This is a genomic window from Kribbella voronezhensis (assembly GCF_004365175.1).
In the GTDB taxonomy this organism is placed as follows: Bacteria; Actinomycetota; Actinomycetes; order Propionibacteriales; family Kribbellaceae; genus Kribbella; species Kribbella voronezhensis.
The window spans coordinates 435,318-453,625 of sequence record NZ_SOCE01000001.1 but is presented as its reverse complement, the minus strand read 5'-3'; the positions used below and the strand labels follow the sequence as shown (position 1 = coordinate 453,625).

The window sequence follows — 18,308 nt, the reverse complement described above, 5'->3', positions numbered from 1 at the left end:
TGCCTGGGGTTGCTGGCTACTCTTGGTGGGTGCGTTCTCGCCCCACCTTGAGTTGGACTCCCGGTCCTGACGTGCTGTCGCTTGCCCCGGGAATCGCGGATGTGGCGCCGGTCGCCGAGGTCGTGGCCGACGGGGGAGTGGTCGTGCTGAGCGGCGCCGGGATCTCCACCGAGTCAGGAATCCCGGACTACCGCGGCGCGAGCGGCAGCCTGCGCACCCACACCCCGATGACGTACGCCGATTTCGTCGGCAGCGAGACGGGCCGGCAGCGCTACTGGGCTCGCAGCCACCTCGGCTGGCGGACGATCGCGCGCGCCGCGCCCAACGACGGGCACCGGGCGGTCGCAGTACTGCAGGCGCGTGGGTTCCTGACCGGCGTCATCACGCAGAACGTCGACGGGTTGCACCAGGCGGCCGGGGCGCGGGACGTGATCGAGCTGCACGGGAATCTCGACCGCGTGATCTGCCTGGACTGCCGCCGTACGACGCCGCGCGAGGAGCTGGATCGCCGTCTCCGCGAAGCCAATCCGGCCTTCGAGGGCGTGGCGACGCGGATCAACCCCGATGGTGACGTCGAGCTGCCCGAGGATGTCGTCGGTGGATTCCGGCTGGTGCCGTGCAAGAGCTGCGGGTCGGCTCTGCTCAAGCCGGACGTGGTGTTCTTCGGGGAGAACGTCCCGAAGCCGCGAGTGGAGCGGTGCTACTCCTTGATCGACGAGGCGCGTGCGGTTCTCGTTCTCGGCTCGTCGTTGACCGTGATGTCCGGCTTCCGCTTCGTCCGGTACGCCGCCAAAGCCGGCAAGGAAGTGCTGATCGTCAACCAGGGGATCACGCGGGGCGATCCGTATGCGACCCACCGGGTGAACCTGCCGCTCGGCCAGGCGCTCACCGAGCTCACGGCCGCCGTCTGATCCAGCAAAAGGCACCGGGCCGGTCCACGCGTGAAGTGGGGCCGGCCCGGCGTCCGCCGTACGGATTGGAAAGGGTCAGCGTTGCGCGCCGGTCCGTAGGCGGTTCATGGCGGCCTTGACGGCCGGGTCCTTCGCAGCCTTCGCGCTGAGCGTGCGGGCCTCGGCGGCCCACCTCGCCTGCTCGGCGGCGGTGACGGTCTCTTGAGCACCGGTCAGCTTCTTGAAGGTCAGCGAGGCGACCCCGGCCTGACCTTCGAAGCGGGGGTGGTAGTTCAGGGCGCGGAGCAGGTTGATGTCCTTGCCCTGGATCCAGGCCTGCCCTTCCGGGGCGCACGCGTCGTGACCGGTGGACGGTCCGAAGGTGTCGACGTACGTCGCGCCGCCGGCCGCCGCCGCGTTCTCGACGGCCTGGTTGAGCTTCTGCTCGATCGAGTACAGGTAGGCGTAGTCGCCGTCGGCGAACGGCAGGATGTCCGGGCAGGTGCCCTTCTCCGGCGCGATCTTCGGATAGCCGACCAGCACGATCGTCGCCTTCGGTGAGCGCTGCTTGATGCCGTTGACCACCTCGGTGATCCGGACCTGGGTCTGCGCGATCTTGCCGGCCAGGGCGTCCTTGCCGTCAACGGTGAAGTGCGCCTTGCACGGGGCGCCGGCCGGATCGCTCGCGCGCAGTCCGGGGCAGGTGCTGGTGATGTCGCCGAAGACGCCGAAGTCGTTGCCGCCGATCCCCACGGTGACCAGGTCGGTGTCGGCCGTGAGCGCGTTGAACTGCGGTGGGAAGGTGCCGAGCGGGGTGCTCTGCGGCTGGGTCATGTTGGTGGTGTCCGCGCCGCCGCAACTCACGTCGGTGAACGAGGTGACCTGGAGCCGCGCGGCCAGCTGCTTCGGGTAGTTCCCGATCGAGCGCAGACAGCCGAGCGAGAGCAGTTCGGGCAGCGGCACCAACGGCGCCGATGTGTAGGAGTCACCCAGCGCGACGTACTTCTTGTACTGCGCGGCCGGGGCAAAGGCGGTCGCGGGAGCCGTGATCGACAACGTGCCGAGAAGAGCCGCGGCGGTGCAGGCAGCGATGAGGCGGTGAATCTTCACGGGTCCTCCGAAGGTCGACCAGATGCCGCGGCCACCTTAGGTCGAGTCACCGAACGATTACAAGGGGTGACCAACCAGCAATCGGGGTCCCTGCCGATCGGGGGACGGGACCGGCATGGAATCCTGCTGCCATGCGTGTCTGGCACGGTTTGGACGAGGTGGACGCCGACTTCGGCCCCTCGGTCGTCACCATCGGCAACTTCGACGGAGTGCACCGCGGTCACCAGGAGGTGCTGGCGCACGCCCGGGCCCGGGCGGAGGCGCTCGGCGGCCTGCCGGTCGTCGCGATGACCTTCGACCCGCACCCGATGGCGGTACTACGGCCCGGCCACGCGCCGGCGACGATCAGCGAGCCGGCCGAGCGGGCCGAGTTGCTCGGGGCGGCCGGAGCGGACGCCGTACTGATCCTGCCGTTCGACAAGGAGACCGCGGTGTGGTCGCCGCAGGAGTTCATCGACCGGGTCCTGGTCGTCACCCTGCGCGCCAAGGCGGTCGTGGTGGGGGAGAACTTCCGCTTCGGCCACCGGGCGGCCGGGCACGTCGACACCCTGGTCGAGGCGGGTGCCGCCGCCGGCTTCGAGGTGGAGGGTCTTTCCCTCGCGGGCGACGCCCAGCCGTGGTCCTCGACGTACATCCGGAACCTGATCGCCGAAGGTGACGTCGAGGGCGCGGCCGTCGCGCTCGGGCGGCCGCTGCGGGTCACCGGGACCGTGATCGAGGGCGACAAGCGCGGTCGCGAACTCGGCTACCCGACGGCCAACATCCCTGCCCTGACAGGCGCCGCGGTCCCCTTGGACGGCGTGTACGCCGGGTGGCTGACCGTGATCGAGCCCGCACCCGGCACCCCGCGGTACGGCGAACCGTTGCCCGCGGCCATCAGCGTCGGCAGCAACCCGACCTTCGACGGCGTCGACCGCCGGGTCGAGTCCTACGTGCTCGACCGTGACGACCTGGAGTTGTACGGCTCGCGGATCGCGGTGGACTTCGTCGCCCGCCTCCGCGGCACCCAGATCCGCTTCGACACCATCGACGACCTGCTGGTCCAGATGAAGCTCGATGTCGACAACGCCCGCCGGATCCTTACCCAGAATTAGGGTGACGCGTCCACGGACTGGTACCGTGGACGCTGCCGTCTGAACGGCCGCGGATCGAGAGTGCCCGGGTGACCCAAGCCCCGGTGCGCCGCGCAACGGACATCGAGAGGATCGCACGTGTCGTCAGCCAATCCTGAGGCGAAGAAGAAGATCATCGGCGAGTACGCCCTGACCGAGGGCGACACCGGTTCCCCCGAGGTCCAGGTCGCGCTCCTGACCCACCGCATCGCGGACCTGACCGAGCACCTGAAGGAGCACAAGCACGACCACCACAGCCGTCGTGGTCTGCTCCTGCTGGTCGGCCAGCGCCGCCGCCTGCTGAACTACCTGGCGAAGAAGGACATCAACCGCTACCGGTCCCTGATCGAGCGGCTCGGCCTTCGCCGATGACGTCGTGAGAAGCGGCCACCGTACTCTGGGGTGGCCGCTTCTCGCGTATCCACGCCTGGCGTGGGACAACTGAATAATCAACGACAACGAGACGACGCGATTTGCGTGCCGGGCCGACGACCGGTCCTCGGTAGTGGCCTTCGGGACAGCTCAGCTGCCCCCGCGGGCCTCGATCGAAGACCGGCACACCCCCGGAGAGTTCGCGCCTCACAGTCGTCTCAAGTGACGAGAGGGGTATCCCGTGTCGGGAACCACAAACGCGCCCATGGAGGGCGCAGAGTTCGCTGAAGCAGTCATCGACAACGGCAGCTTCGGCACCCGTACCATCCGCTTCGAGACGGGCCGGCTGGCCCAGCAGGCCGCCGGTTCCGCCGCCGCCTACCTCGACGGCGACACGATGGTGCTGTCGGCCACCACGGCCAGCAAGAAGCCCAAGGACCAGTTCGACTTCTTCCCGTTGACGGTGGACGTCGAGGAGCGGATGTACGCCGCCGGCCGGATCCCGGGCTCGTTCTTCCGCCGGGAGGGCCGTCCTTCCGAGGAGGCCATCCTGACCTGCCGGCTGATCGACCGCCCGCTGCGGCCGTCGTTCGTGTCCGGCCTGCGCAACGAGATCCAGGTCGTCATCACGGTCCTGGCGCTCAACCCGGACAAGCTGTACGACGTGCTGGCGATCAACGCCGCGTCGATGTCCACCCAGATCGCCGGCCTGCCGTTCTCCGGTCCGATCGGCGCCACCCGCGTCGCCCTGATCGACCAGCAGTGGGTCGCGTTCCCGACCCACACCGAGCTCGAGGACGCCGTCTTCGACATGGTGGTCGCGGGCCGGGTCACCGACACCGGTGACGTCGCGATCATGATGGTCGAGGCCGAGTCCACCCCGGGCACCTTCGACGCCGTTGCCGCCGGCAAGCAGGCGCCGACCGAGGAGATCGTGGCCCAGGGCCTCGAGGCCTCCAAGGCGTTCATCAAGACGCTGGTCGAGGCGCAGTCCGAGCTGGCCGCGAAGGCTTCCAAGCCGACCGGTGAGTTCCCGCTGTTCCCGGACTACCAGGACGACGCGTTCGCCGCTGTCGAGGCAGCTGCCACCGAGGAGCTGTCGCAGGCGCTCACCATCGCGGGCAAGCACGACCGCGAAGAGGCCACCGACGCCGTCAAGGCCGCTGTCGTCGACAAGCTGGCCGCCGACTTCGAGGGTCGCGAGAAGGAGCTGTCCGCAGCCTTCCGCTCGCTCACCAAGAAGCTGGTCCGCAAGCGCGTGCTGACCGACAAGGTCCGCATCGACGGTCGCGGCCTGGCCGACATCCGGCCGCTCAAGGCGCAGGTCAAGGTGCTCCCGCGGGTGCACGGCTCGGCGCTGTTCGAGCGCGGCGAGACCCAGATCATGGGTGTCACCACGCTGAACATGCTCCGGATGGAGCAGCAGCTCGACACGCTCTCCCCGGAGACGCGCAAGCGCTACATGCACAACTACAACTTCCCGCCGTACTCGACCGGTGAGACCGGCCGGGTCGGTTCGCCGAAGCGCCGCGAGATCGGTCACGGCGCGCTGGCCGAGCGGGCCCTGGTGCCCGTGCTGCCGTCGCGGGAGGACTTCCCGTACGCGCTGCGTCAGGTGTCCGAGGCGCTCGGCTCCAACGGCTCCACCTCGATGGGCTCGGTCTGCGCCTCGACGCTGTCGCTGCTGTCGGCCGGTGTGCCGCTGAAGGCACCGGTCGCGGGTATCGCGATGGGCCTCATCTCCGGTGAGGTCGACGGCGAGACGCAGTACGTCGCGCTGACCGACATCCTGGGCGCCGAGGACGCGTTCGGCGACATGGACTTCAAGGTCGCCGGGACGAAGGACTTCGTCACCGCCCTGCAGTTGGACACCAAGCTGGACGGCATCCCGGCGCACGTCCTGGCCGGCGCGCTGACCCAGGCCAAGGAAGCCCGCCTGACCATCCTCGACGTGATGGCCAAGGCCATCGACGCCCCGGGTGAGATGAGCGAGTTCGCGCCGCGGGTCATCTCGGTGAAGGTCCCGGTCGACAAGATCGGCGAGGTCATCGGCCCGAAGGGCAAGATGATCAACCAGATCACCGACGAGACCGGTGCCGACATCTCCATCGAGGACGACGGCACGGTGTACATCGGTGCGACGGACGGCCCCTCGGCCGACGCGGCGCGCGCGATGATCAACGCGATCGCCAACCCGACCATGCCGGAGAAGGGCGAGCGCTACCTGGGCACGGTCGTGAAGACGACCAACTTCGGTGCGTTCATCTCCCTGCTCCCCGGCAAGGACGGTCTGCTGCACATCTCGAAGCTGCGCGGCCTGGCCGGTGGCAAGCGGGTGGAGGCCGTCGAGGACATCCTGTCCGTCGGCCAGAAGCTCCAGGTCGAGATCGCCGAGATCGACGACCGCGGCAAGCTGTCGCTGATCCCGGTCCTCGACGAGGACGCGGCCAAGGGTGACAGCAAGGGTGACGACGCAGAGGTCGCTCCCGCCGAGTGACACGTGCCATCACCAGCACGCTGCTGAGCTCGGAGGCGGGCGGTCCGGTCAAACGGACCGTCCTGCCCTCCGGGCTCCGCGTGCTTTCCCAGTCCGTACCGGGCTTCCGCTCGGTCACCTTCGGTCTCTGGGTCGGCGTCGGATCGCGGGACGAGCCGATCCAGCTGTCCGGTGCGACGCACTTCCTCGAACACCTGCTGTTCAAGGGCACCGAGCGCCGTGACGCGCTGGAGATCTCCGCGGAGATCGACGCGGTCGGCGGCGAGATGAACGCGTTCACCGGCAAGGAGTACACCTGCTACTACGCCCGGGTGCTGGACTCCGATCTGCCGCTCGCGGTCGACGTCATCTGCGACATGATCACCTCGGCCACGCTGACCGAGGAAGACGTCGAGAGTGAGCGCGACGTCATCGACGAAGAGATCGCGATGCACGCCGACGAGACGTCGGACCACATCCACGACCTGTTCGCCGAGCAGCTCTGGGGCTCGTCGCCGCTCGGCCGCTCGATCACCGGTACGCCGGAGTCGGTGGCCGCGCTGACCCGGCGCCAGGTGACGGGCTGGTACCGCCGCCGCTACCGCCCGGAGAACATCGTCGTCTCCGTCGCCGGCAACGTGGAGCACTCCGACGTCGTCAAGCTGGTCCGCAAGGCGTTCGAGCGGCACTGGGCCACCGGCGAGGCCGAGCCGACGCCGGTACGACGTGGGTCGGCGCGCCGCGTTCCGACGTACGGGGGTGTGCAGGTGCACCACCGTGATGTGGAGCAGGCGCATCTCGTGCTCGGGATGCCGGGGCTCGTGCGCAACGACGAGCGACGATTCGTTGCCGGCGTGCTGCACGGGATCGTCGGTGGCGGCATGTCGTCGCGGCTGTTCCAGGAAGTGCGGGAGAAGCGCGGTCTGGCGTACTCGGTCTTCACCTTCGGTTCGGCGTACGCGGACTCCGGCATGGTCGGTGTGTACGCGGGCTGTCTGCCGAAGAAGGCTCCCGAGGTGCTCGACGTGATCCGGGCCGAGCTGGCCACGATCGCCAAGGGCGGCATCACGGCCGACGAACTGCTCCGCGGCAAGGGGCAGATGCGCGGCTCGGTCGTGATGGGCCTGGAGGACACCGGCGCCAAGATGACCCGGATCGCCAAGGCCGAACTCGTGTACGGCGAACTGCCGACCGTCGACGAGATCCTGCGCCGCATCGACGCGGTCACCCTCGACGATGTCAGCCAACTCGCGGCCGACCTCTATGCGGGCGACCCGGCGCTGACCGTGATGGGGCCCTTCGACGAGGACGCAGGCGCTTTCACCCTGTAATCACGCGCTCACTCCACGGACCGTTCGCACGCTGTGTGCGGATGGTCCGTTTTTTGGGGTCAGACGCCGTTGACATCTGATGACTTGGGGTTGTGTCGGCGTTATCGTGACCGAAGGGCCCTCTGCGGGTACAGGTGCTCTGAGGTCTCGGAAAGATAACGCGGCCACAATTTGGCGCTGACAACGTTGACATGCGCAGTTTCGACCAGCCAACATGGCGGCTATTCCGCCTACCGGCCCTCCCGCCGAGGAAGTTGGTTTCGACCGTGCGACGTGCGACTGGTGTTCTGGGGGTGGCACTCGGGCTCGCCCTGGTGCTCAGCTCCTGTGGAGACGGCAAGAGCTCCGGCGGCGCCGGTAGCGGTGCCAAGAGCGAGGTCATCGCGATCGCCGCGGACCCGCTCGACTACATCAACCCGCTGAACGAGAACGGCAGCCCGGGGATCCAGGTCGCCCAGGCGGTGTTCGCGCCGCTGGTGGCCACCGATCCGAACACCGGCAAGACGGTGAACGTGATGGCCGAGTCCGTCACGCCGGACAAGACCAGCCAGACCTGGACGATCAAGCTCAAGTCCGGCAACACCTTCCAGAACGGGCAGGCGCTGACGGCCAAGGACTACGTCGACAGCTGGAACCTGACCGCGCAGGGCTCGACCGCGTGGAAGAACAACGGCTTCTTCTCCAAGGTCGAGGGCTACGACGCGATGAACCCGCCGACCCCGGACGGCGCCACCCCGAAGCCGACCTCGGTCAAGACGCTGAGCGGCCTGAAGCAGATCGACGACCTGACCTTCTCGGTGAAGCTGAAGGTGCCGTTCTCCCAGTTCGGGCTGACCCTGCAGTACCTCGGCCTGGCCCCGCTGCCGGAGGAGGTCCGGAAGAACCCGGACGCCTACAAGCGCAAGCCGATCGGCAACGGCGCGTTCAAGCTGGACGGCGCCTGGAACCCCGGGGACGACATCAAGCTGGTCAAGTGGGACGGCTACAAGGGCCCGAACGCCCCCGAGGCGGACGCCATCACGTTCCGGTTCATCCCGAACGCGGACACGGCGTACAACGAATTCCTGGCGGGCAACGTGGACTTCGTCGACGTACCGCCGACCAAGATCAAGACCTTCAAGACCGACGCGCCCGACGGCTGGGTGACCGCCACGAGCTCCGGTGCCAACTACTTGACGATGCCCGCCTGGGACCCGCGGTACAAGAACCCCAAGCTGAGGCACGCGTTCTCGATGGCGATCGACCGGAAGGCGTTCGCGGACCTGGTCGGCCTGGCCACCCCGTCGAACGGGCTGGTCTCACCGGACATGGACGGGTACCGGCCGGACGCCTGCAAGTACTGCACCTTCGACCCGACCGCGGCCAAGCAGTTGCTGGCCGAGGCCGGCGGCTTCTCCGGTGCGGTGAACATCAACTACAACACGACGTCGGCGACCGGCCAGATCTTCGCCGAGGCGATCGGCAACATGCTCCGGCAGAACCTCGGGCTGACCGTCAAGTACACCGGCAAGCAGGGCTCGGAGATCACCCAGTTGGCCGACACCCGCAAGCTGGACGGCCTGCGGTTCAGCGGCTGGGGCCACGACTACCCGTCGATCGAGGACTACCTGACCCCGATGTTCAAGTCCAACGGTGACGCGAACTTCTCCGGCTACAACAACCCCGAACTGGACAAGGTGCTGGCCCAGGGCGACGCCGAACCGAACCCGGAGAAGGCGATCAAGCTCTACCAGCAGGCCGAGGACATCGCGCTCGAGGACATGCCGCTGATTCCGCTGTACGCCAAGCAGAACGCGTATCTGCACTCGGCGAAGATCATGCCGCGGGTCTCGAAGTACACCGGCGTCCAGGCGCTCTACTCCACGTTCAAGTGACCCGGTTCGTCCTCCGCCGGATCCTGGCGGCCATCCCGATCGGCCTGATCGTCACGCTGGGGGTCTTCGCGCTCGTGTTCGCGATGCCCGGAGACCCCTTGCGCGAACTGGCCGGTGACAAGCCGATCCCGGCGGCCGTGCTGGCCGCCAAGCGGGCCCAGTTCCACCTCGACGATCCCTTCATCGTGCAGTACCTGCTGTCGATGAAGGACATGTTCACCGGCCACTTCGGTACGACGTTCGCCGGCGCCGACATCGCCTCCCAGCTCCGGTTGCGGATCCCCGTGACGCTGAAGCTGGCGACGCTGAGCCTTGCGCTGCAGTGGATCGCAGGGCTGCTGTTCGGCCTGTACGCCGGGTTCCGGCGCAACGGGGTCGTCGACCGGATGCTGCTGCTGTCGACGCTCGTGGTGCTCGCCGTCCCCGGGCTGGTCCTTTACTTCGCGGGCCAGTTCCTGTTCGGCGTACAACTCAAGTGGTTGCCGGTTTCCGGGATCACCGAGGGCTACCCGCTGGCGTACCTGCTGCCCGCGACCTGTATCGCGATCACCGGTTTCGCCGGGATGGCACGGCTGACCCGGACCTCGATCGTCGACACGGCGAACGCCGACTTCGTCAAGACGGCCCGGGCCAAAGGACTGGGGGAGCAGCGGATCCTCTGGCGTCACGTGCTACCGAACGCGTTGCTGCCGGTCGTCACCTTGATGGGCATCGACTTCGCCGGCATCTTCGCCGGTGCGGTCCTTGCCGAGAGCATCTTCAACCTGCCGGGGCTGGGACAGTTCCTGTTCCAGTCGATCAGGTTCCACGAGGGCGGGGTGGTGGTGCTGTTGTCCACGCTCGCGTTCGTGATGTTCATCGCGATCAACCTCGTCGTCGACATCGTCTACGGCCTCATCGATCCGAGGGTGCGCAATGTCTGAGGCACAACAGGTCTTCGAGTCGGAGACGCAGGACCTCGAAGGCCGGACCCTGTCCAACCGCGAGCTCTTGCGGGCGTTGCTGAAGAAGCCGCAGTTCGTGATCTGTGTCCTGCTGGTGGTGGCCGTCTTCCTGATGGCCGCCTTCCCGCGGCTGTTCACCTCGGTCGACCCGCGCTTCTGTGAGCTGGGCAAGAGCCAACGGGGTCGCGAGCCCGGGCACCCGTTCGGTTTCGACATCCAGGGCTGCGACTACTTCGCGAACGTGATCTACGGTGCCCGGCCGTCCGTCCTGGTCAGCCTGGTGGCCGGCTTCGGCGGGTTCGCGGTGGCCGGCATCCTCGGCCTGCTGGCCGGCTACTTCCCGGGCGCGGTCGACACGATCATCTCGCGGGTCGCCGATGTTCTGTTCGCGTTGCCCGGTCTGATCGCGCTGATCGTGATTCTCAACTCGGTGCCGAACCGGAGCATCTGGATCATCGTCGGCATCATCCTGGTCACCGGCTGGCCGCAAGGTATGCGGGTGATGCGGTCGACCGTCTTCTCGGTGCGCAACCGCGAGTACGTGCTGGCGGCGCGGTCGATCGGCGTACCGCCGCTGCGGATCCTGCGCAGACACGTGTTCCCGAACGCGATGGCTCCGCTGCTGGCGATGACGACGCTGGGCATCGGCGGGCTGATCGGCCTGGAGGCCGTGCTCACCTTCCTCGGGGTCGGATTGCAACCACCGTCGATCTCCTGGGGATCGCAGTTCGGCGTCGCGGCGTCGTACCGCGACAGCCCGCACCTGTTCATCTGGCCGGCGATCTTCATCTCGACCACCACGATTTCGTTCATGATCATCGGCGACTCGATCCGAGACGCCCTGGACCCGAAGTTGATCCGATGAGCTCCGGCGAAGTACTCCTCAAGGTCGACGATCTGACCGTCGAGTTCGACACCCCGCACGGCCGCGTCCGGGCCGTGGACGGCGTGTCCTGGCAGGTCCGGGCGGGGGAGACGCTGGCGATCCTGGGCGAGTCCGGCTCGGGCAAGAGCGTCTCCACGCAGGCACTGACCGGCATCCTCGAGATGCCGCCCGGGCGGATCGTGTCCGGCACCGCGGAGTACCGCGGGCAGGACCTGATCGCGATGACGACCCGCGAGCGGCGCAAGATCGTCGGCGACCGGATCACGATGGTCTTCCAGGACTCGTTGTCCGCGCTGAACCCGGTGCAGTCCGTCGGCAAGCAGATCGCCGAGTGCTACCGGGTCCATCGCGGTCTCTCGAAGGCCGACGCGATGAAGCGGGCCGCCGAGATGCTCGACCAGGTGCGGATCCCGGCCGCGGCGAAGCGGGTGAACGACTACCCGCACGAGTTCTCCGGCGGGATGCGGCAACGGGTGATGCTGGCGATGGCGCTCGCGCTCGATCCCGACGTACTGATCGCGGACGAACCTACGACGGCGCTCGATGTGACCGTGCAGGCGCAGATCCTCGAATTGATCGCGGACCTGCAGGCGGAGCGCGACATGGGCGTTGTGCTGATCACGCACGACCTGGGTGTGGTGGCTGATGTCGCCGACAACGTCGTGGTGATGTACGCCGGACACGTGGTCGAGCGGGCCGCCACTGCCGAGGCGTTGGAGAACCCCGTTCATCCTTATACAGAAGGGCTTCTGCTCTCCATGCCTTCAGCGGATCTGAAGGGGCAGGAGTTGCCGACCATTCCCGGGACGCCGCCTTCACTGCGGGCGATTCCGTCCGGCTGTGCGTTCCGGACCCGCTGCCCGATCGCAGTACCGGAGTGCGCCCTGGAGGTGCCTCCGTTGCTGACGGTGGCCCCGGGGCGGGACGCGGCCTGCATCCGGCGTACCACGATCTCCGCGAAGGAGGCAGTCTGATGTCGTCAGAGTTGCTGGTGGCAACTGATTTGGTGAAGCACTACGACATCAGCCCGGCGTTCTCCTTCGGCCAGAAGACACTGGTCCGCGCGGTCGACGGGGTCGATCTCGTACTGCGCAAGGGCGAGTCGCTCGGCATCGTCGGCGAGTCCGGCTGCGGGAAGTCCACGCTGGTCAGGCTGCTCGCCGCTCTGGAGAAGCCGACGTCGGGCTCGTTGTTCTACGACGGCGTGGATGTGAGCAAGCTCCGCGCCAAGGAGCTGCGCAAGTGGCGCCGGAACGTCCAGGTGGTCTTTCAGGACCCGTACTCGAGTTTGAATCCCCGGCTGCGCGTCGGCGAGATCGTCGCCGAGCCGCTGGAGGTGCACCCTGATGTGTCGAAGGGGCTGGACATCCGGACCCGGGTGCGTGAACTGCTGGAGCTGGTGGGATTGCGTCCCGAGGACGAGACCAAGTTCCCGCACCAGTTCTCGGGTGGCCAGCGCCAGCGGATCGGTATCGCGCGAGCGATCGCACTGAACCCCGACGTGCTGCTGTGCGACGAGCCGGTGTCGGCGCTCGACCTCTCCGTCCAGGCGCAGGTGGTGAACCTGCTGATGCGCCTGCAACGCGAACTCGGTCTCAGCATCATCTTCGTCGCCCACGACCTGTCGGTGGTCCGGCACGTCTCGGACCGGGTAGCCGTGATGTACCTGGGCCGCGTCGCCGAACTGGGTGAGCACCACCAGGTGTACGACGTACCGGCCCATCCCTACACCCAGGCACTCCTCTCGGCCGAACCAGGCCTCGCCCGCAAAGGCCGCCAACGCATCATCCTCGCCGGCGACCCACCCTCACCAGTTCACCCACCCGCAGGCTGCCGCTTCCACACCCGCTGCCTCCGAGCCGAACCCCGCTGCTCAGTAGAAGTCCCCGAACTCCGCACGATCCCTTCAGGCCAAGAGGTCTCCTGCCACTTCGCCGAAGACGCCCAATCCACCTTCACAGCAACCCTCACGGCCTAGTACTCCGCCCACGCTGGCGCCGGGCTCGCTCCTGCGTCGCTCACTCGGCGCTGGGCTCCCACCCGCCCGGGGTCGCGGGCTCCTCCGTCGCCCGCTCGGCGAAGGCGACCAGGTCGCGAGGCCGCCTTGGTCGTCGAGCTGCTGTTGTACCGGGGGAGCGGGTGACGCCGGGTGAGTTCGAGTGACCACGCGGGCGGTGCCTTGGTCGAGCTGCTGGTGTCTGGGGGAGGCACCGGGTGAGTTCGGTTGACCCACGTGGTCGCCTGGCTTGGTCCTGCGTCGCTCGCTCGGAGCTGGGCTTCCCTCCGAGCTAGTTAGTGCGCTTCTACCACGTACGGAATCGTTTGTGGGCCTTCCGGTAGGACGCACATTGTTGCGCCGGGTCCAGCCTCGGTGAGGAGCTTTGCCGCGGTGGTTGAGATGTCGTGCGTCTGCTCGATTTGTACTGCGGCCAGCTCCGCGTCGGTCAGGTAGCCGGTGTGCATGATGACGCGGTTCGCCGACTGCATCTTGGCTTGGATCTGGATCTGCCATTGGTCGGGAACGGTGACGGAGCGAGCGGCGATCTCAGCCAGCAACGCTTGTGGTGAAGGGGCCGCCTCGAGCGTCGCGCGGTACAGGCCGTGGTCCGGGAAACCGTCCCGGCATTCGGCCGCGCAGATGATCGTGCCGCCCGGCCGGACGACTTGGTAGGCGGCCGAGATGCCTTTCACCGCCTGGTACAGGTTCTGGTCGAGCGGGAAACCGGAGTTGGTGGTCACGACGACGTCGAAGCGCCTGTCGACGGGCCGCATCGCGATCTCCTGAGCGAAGGCCGCGGCGGCTTCGTGCATCGGCAGGAGATCGCCGCCGAACGCTGCGACGATGTCCTTGTCCCGATTCAGTACGACGTCCAGGGCGAACGTCACTCCGGTCGCCTCGGCGATCGCCCGGACGTCATCGTGAACCGGGTTTCCCTTCGTGACCCCCCAAGTCGCCCTCGAGTCCCCGATCCTCGAGGCGTCGTGCAGGACGAGGACCGTCTCCAGGCCGGCAAGCCCGGGCGCCACCAGCTTCGGGCCTCCGGAGAAGCCCGCGAAGAAGTGCGGTTCGACGAAACCCGTGGTGATCCTGACGTCGGCATCGGTCCACTCCCGGTTCAGCCACACCGGTACGCCGTTGCCGTGCGTGCCGCGCCACACCAGCTGGGACGAATCCCGGGCGTCGTGGTTGACGATGCGCGCGGAGTCGGCGACCTCGGCACCGAACATGGCCCGGAGTTCGGCTTCGGTGTTCCCCCGATGGGTGCCGGTGGCAACCAGAACGACGATGTCGTCCAGAGCCACGATCCCTTCCAGCTCCTCGATGATGGCAGGGATCATCAGCTGCCGCGGCTGTGGCCGCGTCCCGTCGCAGGCCGAGATGGCGACCGATTGGCCGGGGCGGACCCGCTCGCGCAACGGCGGCCCGGCCACGGGCTCGCGCAGCGCCGCGCGAAGGGCTCCCGACTGACTGGCGGCCGCCGTACTGCGTACCGGCTCGACAATCGTCGTCACCTCCGGATCTACCGCCAGCGACAGCCCGGAATCGCCGTACGCCAGCCGGACCTCGGTACTCAATCCGCCGCCCCGTCAGCCGACCTCTGGGCGCGCAGGCTGTAGACGTGTGGCAACACTTGCCCGGCCGCACCGCCTTCTTCCCCGACGAAGTAGGCCACGTGCCGTCCGATGTGTGCCTGCCAGGCCAAGTTCGCGGGGTCGTCTTCGAGAGCCTTGGTCGCACCGAGCCAGTCATCGCAGTCGACCAAATGGAACAAGTTGCGCCCACTTCGCCAGATCGACCACTCGTGGATGCCGAGACGAGCGAAACTCGCCTCCAGGTCGGCCGGGATGCGCTGATGGTCGCGGTCGTACTGCTCCTCCGCGCCTTCGTGCAGAACGGAATGCAGTGCAACGATCATGAGCCTGCCCCTCTGTCGAGTCTGTCGAGTAGAGCGGTCCTCGGCCAGGTCTCTGCGACGGCCACGAGGTCCTTGAGTCGATGGCGTGTGCGGGCGACAAGGCGGCGGTCGGGCCGCCGGCCGGCGATAAGATCATACGTATGGCGAAAGACCGGGGTGACGCGGCAGGGCTGATTCCGCGGCGTCTGCCGGTCGGCCGGCTCGGTGTCGCAGTCGTTGCCGAGCTCGTCGATCTCATCGTCACCGGGCGATTGCAGGAAGGTGACCTGCTGCCGCCGGAGGGTCCGCTGAGTGAGCAGTTCGGCGTGAGTCGCACGGTGTTGCGCGAGTCGGTGAAGCGGCTCGAGGAGAAGGGGCTCGTAACCGTCTCGCAGGGCCGGGGTACCCAGGTCCGCGCGCCCGGCTACTGGAACATGCTGGACCCGGTGGTGCTGTCGGCCCTGATCGACAACGACGAGAGCCTCGGCGTGCTCGACGAGTTGACGGTCGTCCGGGCGAGCCTCGAGTCGGCGATGGCGGGCGCGGTGGCCGGATCGCACAGCGCGGAGGAACTGCGACGGCTGGAGAACGCGTTGACGGCCATGCGCGAGAGCGAGTCGGAAACGGACTCGTTCCGGCAGGCGGACGTGATCTTCCATTACGCGCTGATGGAGATCTCCGGCAACCGGCTGGCGGAGAACATCGCCAAGCAGATCTACCGGCGAGCCGTCGAGTCCAGCCGCTATCAGGGCATCAACCCGCCGGACGCCGTCGCGCTGACCCTCAAGGAACACGAGGCGATCGTCGACGCTATCGCACGCAAGGACGCCGTCGCCGCCGAGAAGTCGATGTACGACCACATCCACGGGTCGTGGGAGCGTCGCCGCCTGTCCGACCACGCTCCCCGGCCCCGCGGCAAAGGGCGGGGTCGCAAGAAGAAGTAGGGCTCGGCGGCGCGGTACGAAGGCCGCGCGGTCGGGCTCGCGCGTCACGAGACCGGCCTCAGCGGTACGGCGGGATCGTCGATCACGTCCGGCTCGGCCACCAACCGCAGAGCAGCGCGCTCGGGCCGGATGTGTGGTCCGGTCGACGCCGGGATCGCGGCCGCTGAGTTGACCGGGGACAACTGGGACTCGTTCACCAGGATGCCGATGCCCGGCCGGTCGCCCAGGATGATTCCCCCGTCGTCGAACTGCTGGTCCACATCGAGACCGACGGGGAAATGAAGATCCTGCAGCTCGCAGGTCAGCAGATTCGGTACGGCGGCGGCCGCGTGCGCGACCGGGTTCGCGTTGTAGGCGACCGGGCTCACCGGCAGGTCGTGACCATGCGCCAGCACCGCGACCCGAAGGAAGTGCGTGATGCCCCAGACGTTGCCCACCTGCACGATGTCGAGGGCTTTGGCGTCGAGCAGAGGGCGGTACTGCTCGAGCCCGGTCAGATTCTCGCCGCTCGCGATGGCCGCGCGGACCTTCCCTCGCAGTACGGCCATTCCGGCGGCGTCCCATCGACGCAGCGGTTCCTCCACCCAGGTCAGGTCCATGCGCTCCTCGATGGCAGCCACATAGCGGGCTGCCTGCGCCTGGTTCCACGACTCGTTGGCGTCGAACATCAACGCGGGCCGGCGGGAATTGCGGCTGAGCACCTCTCGCATGATCTCCAGCCGGGGCAGATCCCGGTCCAGATCGCGGCCGCCCTTGAGCTTGCCTGCCTTGAACCCGCGATCCGCGAACCGTCCGTAGAGTCCGGCGAGTTCCTCGTCGGTCAGGCCGTACTCAAGGCCTGACGCGTAGGCGGGAACGAAGCGTTCGCGTGCCCCCAGGGTCCGCCACAGCGGCTCGTCGGCCGCCTTGGCCTTGATGTCCCACAGAGCCATGTCGACGGCCCCGATCGTGCCGAACACGGGGCCGGCATGACCGGCCTTGAACACCCAGTCGAGCATCCGGTCGTACAGCGCCACCACCGATCGCGGATCCTCGCCGTCGATGGCGGGGAACACCCTCGCGATGTCGAAATGGGAGCCGAGACCGACGCCCTCGATGCCGACATCCGTCTCCAGGATCAGGACAGGCACCGGTGTGGTCTCACCGCTCTGCACCCCGTTGACGTCACCGGTGACTCGTCCCCAGTCGTGCACGGTGCTCAGGCTGCGGTATCCAGTGACCTTCATCCGCGGTTCTCCTTCGCAAGCCCGACCCCGATCGCCGCAAACATCATACGTATGTCCGAAGCGACGTCCAGTGCAGCGATCCATTGCCGCGCCTTGCGCCTACCCGCGGCCCTCGGCCTGGCTACTGTGGGGCCGCATGAATCGTCATGCGGCCCCGGTGCATCGTGCGGCGGTCGGCGTACTGATCACCGACCTCGACGGACGGGTGCTGCTCGTCTCCAATCCCTACCGGAAAGAGCTCGTGCAGGTAGGCGGGATGGTGGAAGCGGGGCAGAGCCTCGCAGACGCGGCAGAGCGAGAGACGTTCGAGGAGATCGGCCTCAAGCTGACCGTCACCCGCCTTCTCGCGGTGCACTACCGCCCAGGCATCACCGACGCCGACACCATCCTGTACGTCTTCGACACCGACCCGATCGACGCCTCCACGCCGCTGGTTCTCCAGGACGACGAAATTACCGCCGCGTTCTGGCTGGAACCGTCCGACGCGATCGGTCAGCACTCCGCACGAGGCCGGGCTCGCCTTGCCGCCGCCCTCAAAGCTCGCGCAGCCAACACCACCATCTACCTAGACGCCAACCGAACCCTCTGACGCACCACGAACATCTGGTCTGGTACTTCCGCCGTCATCGTTGGGGCTGCGGATGAGATGACGCGGGGATGGCGTTGTCGATGAGGACGGCGGCGATGGCGGCGGCGGTGGGGAACGATTCGCTGTTGAGGACCCGGGTGCGGGTCGAGGCGCCGTCGATGAGCAGTGCCAGTTGTTCGCCGAGCTGTTCGGGGTTGGTGGCGCCGGCTTCGCGGGCGGTTTCGGTGAGGCGCTCGGCGATGGCGGTCTTGTAGTCGCGTGCGTACTGCGATGCGGGATGTTCGGGGTCGTGGAGTTCGACGGCCGCCCCGATATAGGGGCACAGAGGCATGGACGCGGGAACGTCGAAGGCGGCGAGGAGCCGTTCGCGGGGCGTGAGGTCGGTGCGATCGAACACGCCGGGCATGACCTCGGGATCGAATCGGCGCAGGTATTCGGCCACGAGTTCGTCCTTGCTCGGGAAATGCTGGTACGCCGTGCGCTTCGACACCTGGGCCACGGCGCAGAGTTGGTCCATGCCGGTGCGGTTGATGCCCTGCTCGCGGAACAACTGCTGTGACGCGCTGAGGATGCGCTCGCGTGCGCCCCTGCCGCGGCGCCGCCCCAGAGGGCCCTTCTCCAACTCCGTCATACCGCCAGCATAGCTCGTGCGGTACTG

The 18,308-nt window shown here is 67.6% G+C and carries 17 protein-coding genes; 12 read left to right on the top strand and 5 right to left on the bottom strand.

Annotation, left to right across the window (positions count from 1 at the left end):
* Nucleotides 1-29 precede the first annotated feature (29 nt).
* Nucleotides 30-911, top strand: a complete 882-nt coding sequence (locus EV138_RS02065) for an NAD-dependent protein deacetylase (protein ID WP_133976767.1) — start codon at nucleotides 30-32, stop codon at nucleotides 909-911.
* A gap of 75 nt (nucleotides 912-986) precedes the next feature.
* Here the strand turns inward: EV138_RS02065 and EV138_RS02060 are convergent, their stop codons facing one another.
* A complete protein-coding gene (locus tag EV138_RS02060) occupies nucleotides 987-2,000 on the bottom strand; it encodes an SGNH/GDSL hydrolase family protein (RefSeq protein ID WP_133976766.1) in 1,014 nt (337 codons plus the stop codon).
* Between the two features lie 131 nt (nucleotides 2,001-2,131).
* Between EV138_RS02060 and EV138_RS02055 the strand changes: the two genes are divergently transcribed.
* The 9 genes from EV138_RS02055 (at nucleotide 2,132) to EV138_RS02015 (ending at nucleotide 12,973) form a co-directional block, all read left to right on the top strand.
* The gene (locus tag EV138_RS02055) at nucleotides 2,132-3,094 is read left to right on the top strand and encodes a bifunctional riboflavin kinase/FAD synthetase (protein ID WP_133976765.1); all 963 of its coding nucleotides are present in this window, start codon (nucleotides 2,132-2,134) and stop codon (nucleotides 3,092-3,094) included.
* Between the two features lie 117 nt (nucleotides 3,095-3,211).
* Nucleotides 3,212-3,484, top strand: a complete 273-nt coding sequence (rpsO, locus tag EV138_RS02050; protein ID WP_012920573.1) for a 30S ribosomal protein S15 — start codon at nucleotides 3,212-3,214, stop codon at nucleotides 3,482-3,484.
* A gap of 265 nt (nucleotides 3,485-3,749) precedes the next feature.
* Complete coding sequence (locus EV138_RS02045) at nucleotides 3,750-5,981, top strand: polyribonucleotide nucleotidyltransferase (protein WP_133976764.1); 2,232 nt, start codon at nucleotides 3,750-3,752, stop codon at nucleotides 5,979-5,981.
* Nucleotides 5,978-7,291 carry a M16 family metallopeptidase gene (locus tag EV138_RS02040; protein WP_133976763.1) on the top strand — a complete coding sequence of 438 codons (1,314 nt, stop codon included), beginning with the start codon at nucleotides 5,978-5,980 and terminating at the stop codon, nucleotides 7,289-7,291. The genes EV138_RS02045 and EV138_RS02040 overlap by 4 nt, the downstream gene beginning before the upstream one ends.
* 266 nt (nucleotides 7,292-7,557) lie before the next feature.
* Entirely contained in the window at nucleotides 7,558-9,165 is a 1,608-nt protein-coding gene (locus tag EV138_RS02035; protein WP_238157909.1) for a peptide ABC transporter substrate-binding protein, read from the top strand.
* Nucleotides 9,162-10,088 carry an ABC transporter permease gene (locus EV138_RS02030; RefSeq protein ID WP_133976762.1) on the top strand — a complete coding sequence of 309 codons (927 nt, stop codon included), beginning with the start codon at nucleotides 9,162-9,164 and terminating at the stop codon, nucleotides 10,086-10,088. Before EV138_RS02035 ends, EV138_RS02030 begins: the two co-directional genes overlap by 4 nt.
* Nucleotides 10,081-10,974 carry an ABC transporter permease gene (locus EV138_RS02025; protein ID WP_133976761.1) on the top strand — a complete coding sequence of 298 codons (894 nt, stop codon included), beginning with the start codon at nucleotides 10,081-10,083 and terminating at the stop codon, nucleotides 10,972-10,974. Before EV138_RS02030 ends, EV138_RS02025 begins: the two co-directional genes overlap by 8 nt.
* Nucleotides 10,971-11,969 (top strand): ABC transporter ATP-binding protein, encoded by a 999-nt coding sequence (locus EV138_RS02020; protein WP_133976760.1) that lies wholly within the window; start codon nucleotides 10,971-10,973, stop codon nucleotides 11,967-11,969. Before EV138_RS02025 ends, EV138_RS02020 begins: the two co-directional genes overlap by 4 nt.
* Entirely contained in the window at nucleotides 11,969-12,973 is a 1,005-nt protein-coding gene (locus tag EV138_RS02015; RefSeq protein ID WP_133976759.1) for an ABC transporter ATP-binding protein, read from the top strand. The genes EV138_RS02020 and EV138_RS02015 overlap by 1 nt, the downstream gene beginning before the upstream one ends.
* Before the next feature lie 314 nt (nucleotides 12,974-13,287).
* Here EV138_RS02015 and larA read toward each other — a convergent pair whose 3' ends face one another.
* Both larA and EV138_RS02005 read right to left on the bottom strand, forming a co-directional pair.
* On the bottom strand, nucleotides 13,288-14,571 hold the full coding sequence (larA, locus tag EV138_RS02010) for a nickel-dependent lactate racemase (RefSeq protein ID WP_133976758.1): 1,284 nt from the start codon (nucleotides 14,569-14,571) through the stop codon (nucleotides 13,288-13,290).
* Nucleotides 14,568-14,912 (bottom strand): L-rhamnose mutarotase, encoded by a 345-nt coding sequence (locus tag EV138_RS02005; protein ID WP_133976757.1) that lies wholly within the window; start codon nucleotides 14,910-14,912, stop codon nucleotides 14,568-14,570. Before EV138_RS02005 ends, larA begins: the two co-directional genes overlap by 4 nt.
* Nucleotides 14,913-15,052: 140 nt before the next feature.
* On the opposite strand from EV138_RS02005, the gene EV138_RS02000 reads away from it, so the two are divergent.
* Complete coding sequence (locus EV138_RS02000; RefSeq protein WP_133976756.1) at nucleotides 15,053-15,835, top strand: FadR/GntR family transcriptional regulator; 783 nt, start codon at nucleotides 15,053-15,055, stop codon at nucleotides 15,833-15,835.
* A 44-nt stretch (nucleotides 15,836-15,879) separates the two neighbouring features.
* Here the strand turns inward: EV138_RS02000 and EV138_RS01995 are convergent, their stop codons facing one another.
* The gene (locus EV138_RS01995; protein WP_133976755.1) at nucleotides 15,880-17,061 is read right to left on the bottom strand and encodes a mandelate racemase/muconate lactonizing enzyme family protein; all 1,182 of its coding nucleotides are present in this window, start codon (nucleotides 17,059-17,061) and stop codon (nucleotides 15,880-15,882) included.
* A gap of 136 nt (nucleotides 17,062-17,197) precedes the next feature.
* Between EV138_RS01995 and EV138_RS01990 the strand changes: the two genes are divergently transcribed.
* The gene (locus EV138_RS01990) at nucleotides 17,198-17,650 is read left to right on the top strand and encodes an NUDIX domain-containing protein (protein ID WP_133976754.1); all 453 of its coding nucleotides are present in this window, start codon (nucleotides 17,198-17,200) and stop codon (nucleotides 17,648-17,650) included.
* A 34-nt stretch (nucleotides 17,651-17,684) separates the two neighbouring features.
* On the opposite strand, the gene EV138_RS01985 is transcribed toward EV138_RS01990, so the two are convergent.
* Nucleotides 17,685-18,281: a TetR/AcrR family transcriptional regulator gene (locus tag EV138_RS01985; protein WP_133976753.1), complete on the bottom strand. Its 597-nt coding sequence runs from the start codon at nucleotides 18,279-18,281 to the stop codon at nucleotides 17,685-17,687.
* Nucleotides 18,282-18,308 lie beyond the last annotated feature (27 nt).